Raw genomic sequence first — 13,317 nt, 5'->3', positions numbered from 1 at the left:
GCGCCTCAGCACCATGCCATACCGCGAATCACGGCATGCGCCGCCAACGAGGCCTGGACGTGGGATGTGAGCAAATTGCCGACCCAGCGCCGTGGTGTCTATCTCAACCTCTACGTCGTACTGGACCTGTACAGCCGCCTCATCGTGGCCTGGATGGTCTCTCACAAGGAGAATGCCGCATTGGCCCAGCAGCTCTTTCAGGAAGCGGTCGACCGCTACGGCATTCCGCATGGAGCGCTGACGCTCCACCAGGACCGGGGTTCGCCGATGATCGCGCACAGCTACCTGGACCTCATGGGAGAGTTGGGGGTGACGTGCAGCCATAGCCGGCCACGGGTCAGTAATGACAACCCCTTCAGCGAAAGCCAGTTCAAGACCAGCAAGTACCAGCCGGACTACCCGGGACGATTCGAGAGCATCGCGCACGCCCGGCAGTGGTACAGCGCCTATGTCGATTGGTACAACCTGCAGCACCATCACAGCGGGCTGGCCGGCTTCACGCCAGAACAGGTCTTCACTGGGCGTTATCAAACCATTGCGCAGGTACGCCAGCGTGCCCTGGATGAGCGCTTTGAGGCGCACCCCGAGCGATTTAGCCAAGGACGCCCGACGGTGGCGATGCCGCCGGCCAGTGTCTCGATCAATCCGGTGCAGCCCGATGATGACGACCCAGCGCCGTACAGCGTAGTGAACTTCCCGACACTGTCGGCGGCGAGCCATACCGCTGCAAAATCGACGTTAATTTTTAACGATCTGTCCGAATCAGGTTGACAGGTTCCGACCGTCAATCAATGCCTGGGCTTCCGTGCTGTCGTGCACTTCACCCCCGGTTATTCTGAAGGCGATCGGCAACCCATAAGCATCCACGGCCAAGTGGATCTTGCTGGTATTGCCTGCACGACTTTTGCCAATGGCTTCTGCGTCTTCCGTGGCAGCTCCAGTGCTGTCTTGGTGAGCCTTGACGTAGGAGCCATCAATGAACAGCCACTCAACATCAGGATCTTCCACCAGAGAGCTGAAAATCCTCATCAGCTTTCCACTCGCTGACCAGGCGTTGAAACGCTTGTAGACCGTGTTCCAAAGGCCAAACACCTCTGGTAGGTCTCGCCACGGGCAGCCAGTGCGCATCCGATAAAGGATGCCTTCCACCGTGGTACGCAAGTCGGCCTTGTCATAAATACCTTGTTGAAGCAGGATAAGTTTCAGCTTCGACCAGTGTTCATCCGTGAGCATTTGTCGGGGCATGGCAGGCTTGCAGTTTGTTGGCGTAGGAACCTTTATTCTGCGAGCTTGCCCCTATCCTGCCAATACCCCTGCCATGAAACGTCAACAGACCCTAGGCTGAAGAGGATCAATCAGATAGTCCGCTGAGAAAGATTTTCTTCCTTACATCTTTGGCATTTTATCAACCAGAAATTCCGGATACCCTATAAAAATAGCTTAAGCCATTGAAAATAAAATAAAATACCGACTTTCGATACTGTCAGTGCGAGGAGCCTAGCACCCAAAAAACGAATGTAACCGATGTGGCAACCTCGTACGTGCGGTAGCGCTTTTCCCTCTACGGTCGTCGCGAGGAGCGCAAGCGACGTGGCGATCTCTTTACTGTGCCGCTAACAGGAAACCCCGAGATGGCCACGCTTCGCTCGCCATGACCCAGCGCTGTCATCGCGAGGAGCGCAGCGACGTGGCGATCTCTTTACTGTGCCGCTAACAGGAAACCCCGAGATGGCCACGCTTCGCTCGCCATGACCCAGCGCTGTCATCGCGAGGAGCGCAGCGACGTGGCGATCTCGTATGTGCGGTGGCTCGGTAAAGAAAAACCGAGATTGCTTCGCTGCGCTCGCAACGACGCGGGAAGTGAAGTGCTCGTCATGACCCAAGGGAGCGCGTGCGCTTTCCCCGCTACCGTCGTCGCCATGACCGAGGGGGCGTTCGCCATGCCACTGGGGGCCTTTACCGCACCGAGCTATCTTGCCGGCCTATCCTCAGCCTATCCCGAGGCGCCGGTCGCGATGGCCATAATCACCGCGGCGACACCGGCAACGGCAAGTACCAGGCAGCCAAGCTGTATCAGCGCTACCGCTATCATCCTGACGCCGCCGTGATGCAGATAGTCCTCGGCCACCACCGTCAGGCCCAGCGCCGTATGCCAGAACAGCGCGATGAGCAGCAGGATCGCGGGAATCGCTGCGGCCGGCTGCGCCAGCCAGCCGACAACGGCTTCGCGCCCACCCCCGGCCACCGCGATCAGCGAAGCCAGGCTCCATATCACCAGCGGCACCAGGGCCACCGCCGTGACTCGCTGCCAGCGCCAGGCGCTGACGCCGGCTCTGGCCGACCCCAGCCCGCGGGCCCGCTGCACGGCTATATGGTTTTCGTCGTTTGCCATCCTGATTACCCCATTTGCCAGAGGGCCAGAGCCCAGGTCACCAGCGTCAGTCCGATACTGGCGAACACCACGATCCACCCCGTCAGGTAAATCGTTCTCAGCTCAAAGCCGATCACCGCATCCCAGAACAGGTGGCGGATGCCGTTGCACAGATGGAAAAACAGCGCCAGCGTCCAGACAAACAGCAGCGCCAGGCCCGGAAGCGATCCCAGCCCGGCATTGAGATAGCCAAAGCTGGCCGAGCCGGTAACGGCCGCCAGCAGCCACGCCACCAGCAGCACGGCCCCCAGGCTGAGAAAGATCCCGCTCAGCCGGTGGCCAAACGACAGCACCGAAGTGAGCTGCGGGCGGTAGACCTGAACGTGCGGTGACCGCGGCCGCGGTGCGTTATCCATGACTCGCCTCCCTAAATGGCCAACCTTGCCATTCGACGTTTTTCTTCAGCTTTGCCGGGTAATCATCTTGTGCTTAATTTCGGCAATCGCCTTGCCCGGGTTGAGACCCTTGGGGCAGGTACGCGTACAGTTGAGAATGGTGTGGCAACGGTAAAGACGGAACGGGTCTTCAAGCTCGTCTAGACGTTTACCGGTGGCCTCGTCACGGCTGTCGGCGATAAAGCGCCACGCCTGCAGCAGCACCGCCGGGCCGAGAAAACGGTCGCCGTTCCACCAGTGGCTCGGGCATCCGGACGTGCAGCAAAAGCACAAAATACATTCGTAGTAGCCGTCCAGCTCCCGGCGCTGCTCGGGGGTTTGCAAATGCTCCTTGCCGTCCGCCGGCGGCTCGGCTTCAAGCCACGGCTGCACCGCGGCGTACTGGGCAAAGGCATGGGTCTGGTCGCCGACCAGATCGCGTACGATATCCAGGTTGTTCAGCGGGTAGACAGTGGCCGGGTCGTCAATCTCGTCGAGATCGCGAATACAGGCCAGCCAGTTGGTGCCGTCGATGTTCATCGCGCAGGAGCCGCACACCCCTTCCCGGCAGGAGCGGCGAAACGTCAGCGTGGGATCGATCTCGTCCTTGATCTTGATCAGGGCATCCAGCAGCATCGGACCGCATTTGTCCCGGTCGATGGCGAAGGTATCGATACGCGGAGGCTCCCCGGTCTCCGGGTTATAGCGGTAGATATTCAGCCGCTTGATACGCTTGGCCCCGTCGGGCACCGGCCAGGACTTGCCCGGCTGAATGCGGAATTCCTTGGGCACCTGGGCGTTATAAGGGACGGGAAAACGCTTGAGCAGCTTACGGCGGGGCTGCTCGTCGGACGATGCAATCAGCATGACGGCCTCCTGTCCTGTTCGGCATCAAGCAGCTGGCGCAGTACGTACGGCAGAATGCCGCCGTGCCGGTAGTAGCCGGCCTCGGCCGGGGTGTCGATGCGCACCGTGGCATCAAAGGTTTGCGTCTGGTCTTCGGGGTGGGTCGCCGTCACGCGCAGCTCACGGGCCGGCTCTTCGGCGCCGGCAAGGCCTTCAACGGCAAAGGTTTCCTCGCCGGTAAGGCCCAGCGACTCGGCGCTCTCACCGTCGGGGAACTGCAGCGGCAGCACCCCCATGCCGATCAGGTTGGAGCGGTGGATACGCTCGTAGGAGCTGGCGATGACCGCACGCACGCCGAGCAGCGCCGTGCCCTTGGCCGCCCAGTCCCGGGAGGAGCCCGAGCCGTACTCCTTGCCGGCGAGGATGACCAGCGGCGTACCGGCGGCGGCGTAGTTTTCGGCGGCCGCGTAGATGCTGGTCACCGGCGCGGCGTCCCGGGTGAAGTCGCGGGTGACGCCGCCTTCGGTGCCGGGCGCCAGCAGGTTGCGCAGGCGGATATTGGCAAAAGTGCCGCGAATCATCACTTCGTGGTTGCCGCGGCGCGCGCCGTAGGAGTTGAAGTCCTTGCGCTCGACGCCGTGCTCGGCCAGATAGCGGCCGGCCGGCGAGTCCGGCGAAATGGCGCCCGCCGGGCTGATATGGTCGGTGGTCACCGAGTCGCCGAGTTTGGCCAGCACCCGCGCCCCGCTGATATCGGCCAGCGGTTCGGGCGCATGATTCATGCCGTCGAAAAACGGCGGCTTGCGCACATAGGTGGATGCCGGCTGCCATTCAAACGTATCGCCTTCGGCAATGGCCATGTTCTGCCAGCGCTCGTCGCCAGCGTAAACGTCGGAATAGCCCTTGGTGAACATGTCGGCGTGCAGGTTCTCGGTGATGGTGTGCTCGACTTCCCGAGGCTCCGGCCAGATATCGCTCAGGTAAACCGGCTGGCCGTCGGCGCCATTACCCAGCGGCTCGCGCGTGAGGTTGATGTGTAGGCTGCCGGCCAGGGCGTAGGCGACCACCAGCGGCGGCGAAGCCAGAAAGTTCATCTTGCACTCGGGGTGGATACGGCCCTCGAAGTTGCGGTTTCCCGACAGCATCGAGCAGACCGTAAGGTTGTTGTCGTTGACCGCCCGGCTGACTTCGGGGATGAGCGGCCCTGAGTTGCCGATACAGGTGGTGCAGCCGTAGCCGACCAGATGAAAACCCAGCGCCTCAAGGTACGGCGTCAGCCCCGCGCGTTCGAGATAGTCGGTGACCACTCGAGAGCCGGGGGCCAGCGAGGTCTTGACCCAGGGTTTGCTCACCAGCCCCTTCTCGACCGCGTTCCTGGCCAACAGAGCGGCGCCGATCATCACCGACGGGTTTGACGTGTTGGTGCAGGACGTTATCGCGGCGATGACCACCGCGCCGTTGTCGATTTCGCATTCACTGCCGTCATCCAGGGTGATCGAGACCGGCTCGCGTGGCCAGTCGCAGGTGCCGCCTTCGTCAGCCATGGGCCGCGGCGCGTCGGACGGATCGCTGCGTTCAATCGCTATAGGGTCGCTTGCTGGAAACGAGTCCGCCGAGGCCGCATCCAGACCGACCTGCAACGCCTCGGCTTGCGAATGCCCGGCGAGCAGAGCGCCGACGGCCTGGGGCGCCAGACGCAGCGGCACGCGGTCCTGCGGCCGTTTGGGACCGGCGATGGAGGGCTCGACCGTCCCCAGATCGAGTTCGACGGTCTGCGAAAACTCGGGCTCATGGTCCGGGTCGTGCCATAGCCCCTGCTCTTTGGCATAGGTCTCGACCAGCCGAATCTGGTGCTCGTCGCGCCCGGTCAGGCGCAGATAGGCCAGGGTTTCGTCGTCGATGGGGAAAATCGCGCAGGTCGAGCCGTATTCCGGGCTCATGTTGCCGATGGTCGCGCGGTTGGCCAGCGGCACGTTGGCCACGCCGGGGCCGTAAAACTCGACGAACTTGCCGACCACGCCGGTCGCGCGCAGCAGTTCGGCGACGGTCAGCACCAAATCGGTGGCCGTCGTGCCGGGCGGCAGCTCGCCGGTAAGCTTGAAACCCACCACTTCCGGCATCAGCAGGCTGATCGGCTGGCCGAGCATCGCCGCCTCGGCCTCGATGCCGCCCACGCCCCAGCCAAGCACGCCCAGGCCGTTGATCATGGGCGTATGCGAGTCGGTGCCGACGAGCGTATCGGGATAGGCCAGCACGCCGTCATCGGTCTCGCGGGTAAAGACCGCACGCGCCAGATACTCCAGGTTGACCTGGTGGCAGATGCCGGTATCCGGCGGCACCACCTTGAAGTCGCGAAACGCCTGAGCCCCCCAGCGCAGCAGCTGGTAGCGCTCGGCGTTACGCTCGAACTCGTTTGCGGAGTTGGTCAGAAACGCATCGGGCCGCCCGAAAACGTCGACGATTACCGAGTGGTCGATGACCAGGTCCGTGGGAATCAGCGGGTTGATGCGGCGGGCATCGCCGCCCAGCTCGTCAATGGCATCGCGCATGCCGACCAGGTCGACGATACAGGGCACGCCGGTAAAATCCTGCATCAATACCCGCGCCGGCGTGTACTGAATTTCCTGTGGCTGCACGCTCTGCGGCTGCCATTCGGCCAGCGCGCGGATCTGGTCGGCGGTCACGCTTTCGCCGTCCTCGTTGCGCAGCAGATTCTCCAGCAGAACTTTGAGGCTATAAGGTAGCCGCTTTGCGCCGGCTATCCGGTCGAGCCGATAAACGATGTACGTTTGATCATCGACGGTAAGATGGTCGCGGCTATTGAAGCTATCAAGCGTCATGGAAAACTCCCCAAGCGGCGTCCAGCTCTACGCCGCGTTATTCGACTAGAGGCGTGGTTGTTTCAGCGGGATGCCTCATCGACGGGCTCGGCACCGCATAGCGGGCAGTAAATGGCCTGCCGGCCATGGCCAAGCTCCAGGCCTTTTCGTTCGTCGGCGATCTGGTGAAAAAGCTGCTGGAACTCGGGGCTGTCCTCAGCGTTTGTCGCAGGCGGAAGCGGCACCCGCTCCTTGAGCGACTCGGTGTGAAAGGCCGCTTCAATCCGGGGAAAGATGCGATGGTCTTCCGTGTATATATGGTGGTGATAGAGTTCGCTAAAGGCGCGGGCCAGGTTGAACGTATTGTTATCCATTTCTGCACCGGGGCCATTATCGGCGAGGCGCTGCGTCTTGGTCTCAAGCTCGCGTCCGTAGACCTCGAACCGACGGTGTTCTTCGGTCAGCACCGAAAAAAGGTCCTGGCTTTCGGGCTGCTGCTCGGCGAGCCACTGGAACAGCTGATCTTCCGCCCTGTGATGCCACTCCTCGGGCTGGCGATTCAAGTAGCGAAAGATACGTTCCAGAAGCCGGTAGTCGGGCACTTCCTGGCAGGCGGCGACGTGAAGCTGGCGATCGAGAATACACAGCAGCGCTTCATAGCGCTCGTGGTCAGCATACAGCCGCTCGAAAAGGGCCGTACTCATGGCAACCTCCTTGAAATATCAAGGGTCAGCTCGCGTGGGAGACCTTGAAAGCCTCAAGGTCTACTGCTCAACATTCAGCTGGCCTTGTGTCAAGCCTAGACGCCGTTACTCTGAGCTGTCCAACGCCGGAGTGAATACGGGCGGTGTCGTACGTGCTGTGGCACGGAAAAAACGAGCCGGCTTCGCTGCGCTCGCAACAACATAGTGGGCATGTGCGCGTTTCCCGCCAGACCTCACCGCGAGCCCTCAAGGGTAGGTCAAGAGCCCCATCACGCCGGCGCCTCGTTCATGGGGCGGGCCAGGCCGTGTTTTTCCATCAGACGATAGATCGTGACCCGCGAAACGCCCAGCTCCCGGGCCGCCGCCTGAACCCTGTGCGCGTTGCGCTCCAGCGCGGCGATCAGCGCGTCCCGCTCCGCCTCGCCCCGGGCCTGGCAGAGGAACAGGCCGGAGGCCGGGCCCTGGCGCCGCTCGATGCCCAGATCCTCGGGCTGAATGAGGCGGTCGTCGCACATGACCATTGCCCGACGCACGCGGTTGATCAGCTCCCGGATATTCCCCGGCCAGGGGTAGTCGCGCATGGCCTGCAGGGCGTCGCGAGAAAACCCCTTCAGGCGGTCGGGCTTTTCGCGGATGAAACGCTCGAAGAAATAGCGGGCGAGGATCTCGATATCCTCCGGATGATCCCGCAGAGCCGGCACCTTGACCTGCAGCACGTTCAGACGGTGGTAAAGATCCTCACGGAACCGCCCCTCCCGGACTGCCTCCTCGAGGTTGACGTGGGTCGCCGCCAGGATGCGCACATCGACGGCGATCTCGCTCAGCCCTCCCACCCGCTGGATCCGGCGGGTCTCGAGAAAGCGCAGCAGGTTGACCTGCTGCTCCAGCGGCAGGTCGCCTATCTCGTCGAGAAACAGCGTCCCGGCGTCGGCCGCCTCGATACGGCCGATCTTGCGCTGAGCGGCGCCGGTAAAGGAGCCCTTCTCATGGCCGAAGAGCTCCGATTGAATCAGCTGATCCGGTAGCGCGCCGCAGTTGATGGCATGGAAAACGCCGGACGCGCGAGGCGAGCGCTCGTGGATCGCCACGGCGGTCAGCTCCTTGCCCGTGCCCGACTCACCGCTGATCAGCACCGGGGCCTCCACCGCCGCCACCTTGCGGATCGTCTGGAACAGCGTCCGCATGGCCGGCGCCGTGCCGACCATCTCGTATTCCGCGATGTCGGCCGACAGGGCGGCCGCGCGGCGATGAAACGCCAGGTCCTGCCGCTGAAGCCGTGCCAGCGCCGCCGCGCGCCTCATCAGGTAGCCGAGCTCCGCGCCGTCGACGGCCGGCTCGATGAAGCCGTGGCAGAGCGTCGCCACCAGGCTGCGCCTGTCGGCATCCTCCAGGGCATCGTCCGGCAGGATGGCAAACCACAGACAGCGGCTGTGCAGGATCAGCGACTCCAGCTGGCACAGCCGGTCCCCCGTCATGCCGTCGAGTTGGACCAGGCCGACAAGGCACGCCTCGTCATCCTCAAGGCAACGGCCGGTGAACGGCGCCTGCGGCCGGTTCACCGTCCAGCCGAGCGCCTCGAGCCGGGTCACCAGCGGCCCGACCTTCTCCGGCGCCTCGGCCACCAGCCAGCAACGCTGCTTCAGTTCCATTGCGACTCACCTCACCTTTATTATCGGCGGCGGTTCAGCAAGGCCCTGGCTGGAACTGTCGCCGGATCGCTCTCCGTGCCATATCGCCGGCGTCAGTTGCTGCTGCCGGGTATGTGGCTCACGCCTGTTGTTCGGGCCTTACCATGATATTGGCAGAGATGGCATGGTTCGCGCGCCCTTCGTTTAGACGGGGCGGGCAACAACCTGAAAGACGAAGTGTTTTCGCCAAGGCACGGGGACGGAACAACCGTCGTGGAGCGAGGCTGGCCTATGCTGGCGAAACCCGAGATGGCCACGCTGGGCTCGCCTTGACGGGTACTTGTCTCAGCACATAAAATTTAGCCTTAGCTAACTATCTTACATCAAGCTGCTTGCTCACTGTCGCCATGCGTGCTTTGAGTGCGGAACGCTCTGGCGACAGTCCGGAGCCTGGTGAAAGCGCTGTCTTGCCCGGCAACAGAAGGCCGGAACGGAAAGGTTTGACACATGATATCCATACAAGACCTCACGGTCTCATACGGCAATTACAAGGCGCTGGATGGCATAACGCTGAGTACCGGCAAGGGGCGCCTGGTCGGCGTCATTGGCCCCAACGGGTCCGGCAAGTCCACCTTCATCAAGTCGATTATGGGGCTTATCCCGCGTGATCAAGGCCATATCCGCATATTTGATAAACCGGTGAGGAAGGTCAGAAAGCGGATCGCCTATGTCCCCCAGCACACGGGCGTCGACTGGGATTTTCCCATCAACGTGGTCAATACCGTCCTGCTCGGCACCTATCCCAGGCTGGGCTATTTCCGCTGGCCCGGCCGCAAGGAGAAGGCCCTGGCCGCCGCCTGCCTGGAGGAGGTTGGCTTAAAGCCATACGCGAAAAGGCAGATCGGTGCCCTGTCCGGGGGGCAGCAGCAGCGGGTCTTTCTGGCGCGGGCGCTGGCCCAGCAGGCCGACCTCTTCCTGCTGGATGAGCCCTTTGTCGGCATCGACGTGGGTAGCGAGGCCACCATCATTGAGGTGCTGAAAAGACTCCGCGATGAAGGCAAGACGGTGCTGATTGTGCATCACGACCTGTCCCGGGCTGCCGAGTACTTCGATGATTTGATTCTGCTCAACAAGAAGCTGCTTGCCTACGGCACGGCCGAAGAAGTTATCGAGCCGGATCAGCTGTTCCAGGCTTACGAAAGCCAGCTACCCTTCCTCAATGCCAGCTGATACAGGAGCGCCCGAATGACCGTTCTGGAATTCATCAACGACATCATCCAATACGATTTCGTGCGCAAGGGCCTGTTCGCCTCGATCATGGTCGGGGTGATCTGTGGCGTGCTCGGCTGCTTCATCGTACTCCGGGGATTAGCGCTCATGGGCGATGCCGTATCGCATGCCATCGTCCCCGGCGTTGCCATTTCCTTCATCCTGTCGATCAACATCTTCTATGGCGCCGTGGCCGCCGGCACCCTGGCTGCCCTGGGGATCGGCTACGTCAAGCAAAACAGTCGTATCAAGCTGGACTCCTCCATCGGCATTGTCTTCACAGCTTTTCTGGCGCTTGGGGTACTCCTTATCCGCCACGCCAAGAGCGGCCTCAAACTCGACAACCTGATGTTCGGCAGCCTCACCTCCGTTCAGAGCAGCGACATGTGGCTGACGCTGGGCATCGGGACTGTGGTGCTGTTGACCCTGCTTTTGTTCTACAAGGAGCTGGTGGTATCGACCTTTGATCCCATCATGGCGGCTGCCTACGGCCTGCCGACCGGGCTTATCCATTATGCCCTCATGGTGCTGCTGACCCTGGTGACCGTGGCCTCAATGCAGACGGTTGGCGTTATTCTGGTTGTCTCGCTGCTGATCATGCCGGCTTCAACGGCCTATCTGCTGACCAACCGGCTCAGCATCATGATGCTGTTATCAGCGACGTTCGGCGTCATCTCCACCCTGGTGGGGCTGTATTACAGCTTCTCTTACGACCTCCAGTCCGGTGCCGTCATCGTGCTTGCCGCCTTCACCCTCTTTGTTCTTGTCTTTTTCCTTGCGCCCGGCAGAGGCGTCCTGTGGCTGGCTGTCGGAAAGCTGATGCGGTCGTCACAGACGCGGGCATCGCAGACTCGGCCATCGACGCAACATGCCGCCGCCAAACTCATCAATCATGGAGATCAATCACCGTGAGTTTTCGCCAACCCATACGCTATTTCCACATGAGTCTGCTGTCTCTCACGCTTACTGCGTTCGTGGGCCATGCCAGCGCCGATGATGGCAAGGTTCAGGCTGTCGGCAGCTTCACCATCGTCTCCGATATCGTGGAACAGGTCGGAGGGGAGCGCGTAGATGCCTATAACATCATCAAGTCCGGTAATGATCCGCACGAATGGGACCCCTCGCCCATGGATACCAAGAAGACGGCCGATGCCGATGCCGTTTTCTATTTCGGCTGGAACCTGGAGGGTATTCAGGGTGACACGGCCCGGTATAACTGGGTCAAGAAACTGCTGCGCTCGGTCGACAAGGATCCGGATACCGTATTCACGATCTCGGACGGGATCGAGCAAAAGAAGCTCGGAAAGGTTGAGAAAAACAAGGGCCTGGTCAGCCCCCAGGCCTTCACCAGCCCCAAGGCCGGCCTCATCATGACGCAGAACGTCCGCGACGCCCTGATCAAGGTCGATCCGGATCACGCGGAAGACTACAAGGCGAACGCCGACGCCCTGCTGGACGAGCTGAAATCGCTTGATCAGGCCTACCAGAGCGAGATCCAGGCGCTGCCGGAAGAAAACCGTGTGCTGTTCACCGGCGAGAGATCCTTCCAGTACGTGGCCGAGGACTATGACCTAAAGGATGGTTTCATCTGGGAGATAGACGGCAACGAGGAAGGTACGCCGGCCCAGATCAAGCGGGCTATCAAGTTCGTGGAAACGCATAACCCGCCGTCCCTGTTCTATGAATACAACGTGGACAAGCGGCCGATGAACACCGTGGCCGATGCCACCGGCGTCGAGGTGTCAGGAACGCTGATCTCCGATGATATCGGCGAGGCCGATAGCTATGTGGAGTATCTGGAGTACAACCTGGTAACCATCGTCGACGGTCTTTCTTCCGGCGAATAGCGCCGTGCAGCCCGCCATCGCCATCGCGAGGAGCAAAATACCCAGAAAACGGGGGTAAACGACGTGGCGAACTCGTGCTGTGCCGTTGGCGAGAAAACCAAGATTGCTTCGCTGCGCTCGCAACGACGCAGGAAGTGAAGAGCTCGCCATGACCAAGGTGTATGATCTCGTCCACTACTTCCTGGGACCATACACCTAGCCCGACCAACGCTCGCCTGGCAGGCATGAACGGTTTGTTCCAAGTAGCTCGATTACGTGATCGTGGCTACCGGAACAAGATCAATTTCATCGCGATGCCTTCTCTAATCGGCAGTCCCGTGGGGCGGCTGTCCGATCAGGCCAAATCCACATAAAATGTCAAAGAGCCATAGCCTGAGATATTTACCAAAAGTATGATCAATCATAGGAAACTTGACAAGCAAGAGGTAAACATGCGACTTAGGATACTATCGGATCTTCATCTTGAATGCTTTGACGAAAGGCCGGAGCTACCAGATGTGGCCTGCGATGCGGTGATCCTCGCCGGCGATATTTCACGCAAAACTGAGGGGCTCAATTGGGCCGCTGAGCGTTTTACTGAAATACCGGTTATCTATGTACCTGGTAACCACGAATTCTATCACAGCTGCATGCCAACACTACGCCAAGACCTGGCCATAGAAGCACAGCGATTGGGCATATACTTCCTTGATGATCAAGCAATAACACTTAATGGTGTACGCTTTTATGGCACTACATTTTGGACTGATTTTGATTTATATGCAGGCTTGCCTGATAATTATCCACTGCTGATCGAAGAAAAAGCCCTATCCTTATTACCAGATTTTAACATTATTGAGCATCCAGTAGATAGCACACTCACTCCCTTGAAAAGTCGGCAACTGCATAAAGAATCTCTTGCTTGGCTGGAGCAAGAACTGGCTCATCCATTCAGTGGCCCACGGGTAGTGATTAGCCATCATGCACCCTTATCACAGTGTATTCCACCATGCTATAGGGGCGACACTTTATCGCCTGCTTTTGCTTCTAATCTACCCACACTAATGGGAAAGATGGCACTATGGATTCACGGTCATGTTCATGAACCAGTGGATATGAACATAGCAGGCACCCGGATAATCGCGAATCCCGGTGGTTACCCTAACGAATTTGATCCCCCCTATTTATACCCGATTTAGTTATCGAAGTCTGATACTCCCCGTCCGCTGAGAAGACATAGCTCACCATCGGCGACCAGTCCACCAGGATCAGCGAGCGCGTGATGTGGCCACTCAACCCCTATCTGCCAGCGTAGTTGTCACCCAAACGGATTGAGAGGTGATCAACATGCGTTACCCAGCAGAGCGTAAGGAAGCCATCCTCAAGAAGATGGCACCGCCCATGAGCATGACCATCCCGG

Annotated in this window: 11 protein-coding genes and 1 pseudogene; 5 read left to right on the top strand and 7 right to left on the bottom strand. The window is 60.4% G+C overall.

Annotated elements, in window-relative coordinates; all coding sequences use genetic code 11:
• A partial coding sequence (locus RS027_RS12900) for a DDE-type integrase/transposase/recombinase (RefSeq protein ID WP_311957592.1) occupies positions 1 to 771 on the top strand: 771 nt, incomplete at its 5' end.
• Positions 772 to 786: 15 nt separating this feature from the next.
• Here RS027_RS12900 and RS027_RS12895 read toward each other — a convergent pair.
• The 7 genes and pseudogenes from RS027_RS12895 to RS027_RS12865 form a co-directional block, all read right to left on the bottom strand.
• Positions 787 to 1,245, bottom strand: a pseudogene (locus RS027_RS12895) (IS5 family transposase); the annotation flags it as partial.
• A 748-nt stretch (positions 1,246 to 1,993) separates the two neighbouring features.
• Entirely contained in the window at positions 1,994 to 2,392 is a 399-nt protein-coding gene (gene sdhD / locus RS027_RS12890; RefSeq protein ID WP_311957591.1) for a succinate dehydrogenase, hydrophobic membrane anchor protein, read from the bottom strand.
• A gap of 5 nt (positions 2,393 to 2,397) precedes the next feature.
• Positions 2,398 to 2,787 (bottom strand): succinate dehydrogenase, cytochrome b556 subunit, encoded by a 390-nt coding sequence (sdhC, locus tag RS027_RS12885; RefSeq protein WP_311957590.1) that lies wholly within the window; start codon positions 2,785 to 2,787, stop codon positions 2,398 to 2,400.
• A 45-nt stretch (positions 2,788 to 2,832) separates the two neighbouring features.
• Positions 2,833 to 3,672, bottom strand: coding sequence for a succinate dehydrogenase iron-sulfur subunit (locus RS027_RS12880; RefSeq protein WP_311957589.1), 840 nt, complete (start codon positions 3,670 to 3,672; stop codon positions 2,833 to 2,835).
• A complete protein-coding gene (locus RS027_RS12875) occupies positions 3,666 to 6,491 on the bottom strand; it encodes an aconitate hydratase (protein ID WP_311957588.1) in 2,826 nt (941 codons plus the stop codon). The genes RS027_RS12880 and RS027_RS12875 overlap by 7 nt, the downstream gene beginning before the upstream one ends.
• Positions 6,492 to 6,553: 62 nt before the next feature.
• Positions 6,554 to 7,174 (bottom strand): hemerythrin domain-containing protein, encoded by a 621-nt coding sequence (locus RS027_RS12870; RefSeq protein WP_311957587.1) that lies wholly within the window; start codon positions 7,172 to 7,174, stop codon positions 6,554 to 6,556.
• Positions 7,175 to 7,443: 269 nt separating this feature from the next.
• Positions 7,444 to 8,823 carry a sigma-54 interaction domain-containing protein gene (locus RS027_RS12865; RefSeq protein ID WP_311957585.1) on the bottom strand — a complete coding sequence of 460 codons (1,380 nt, stop codon included), beginning with the start codon at positions 8,821 to 8,823 and terminating at the stop codon, positions 7,444 to 7,446.
• A 486-nt stretch (positions 8,824 to 9,309) separates the two neighbouring features.
• Here RS027_RS12865 and RS027_RS12860 point away from each other — a divergent pair, with 486 nt between their 5' ends.
• From RS027_RS12860 to RS027_RS12845, 4 genes are all read left to right on the top strand, one after another.
• Positions 9,310 to 10,032, top strand: a complete 723-nt coding sequence (locus RS027_RS12860; protein WP_311957580.1) for a metal ABC transporter ATP-binding protein — start codon at positions 9,310 to 9,312, stop codon at positions 10,030 to 10,032.
• Between the two features lie 15 nt (positions 10,033 to 10,047).
• A complete protein-coding gene (locus RS027_RS12855) occupies positions 10,048 to 10,983 on the top strand; it encodes a metal ABC transporter permease (RefSeq protein WP_311957573.1) in 936 nt (311 codons plus the stop codon).
• Entirely contained in the window at positions 10,980 to 11,918 is a 939-nt protein-coding gene (locus RS027_RS12850) for a metal ABC transporter solute-binding protein, Zn/Mn family (protein ID WP_311957570.1), read from the top strand. The genes RS027_RS12855 and RS027_RS12850 overlap by 4 nt, the downstream gene beginning before the upstream one ends.
• A gap of 431 nt (positions 11,919 to 12,349) precedes the next feature.
• Positions 12,350 to 13,096, top strand: coding sequence for a metallophosphoesterase (locus tag RS027_RS12845; protein WP_311957568.1), 747 nt, complete (start codon positions 12,350 to 12,352; stop codon positions 13,094 to 13,096).
• Positions 13,097 to 13,317 lie beyond the last annotated feature (221 nt).

It is taken from the genome of Halomonas garicola (assembly GCF_031935715.1).
GTDB lineage: Bacteria > Pseudomonadota > Gammaproteobacteria > Pseudomonadales > Halomonadaceae > Vreelandella > Vreelandella garicola.
The sequence above is the reverse complement of the archived record's forward strand: the minus strand, read 5'-3'. Positions and strand labels throughout refer to the sequence as shown.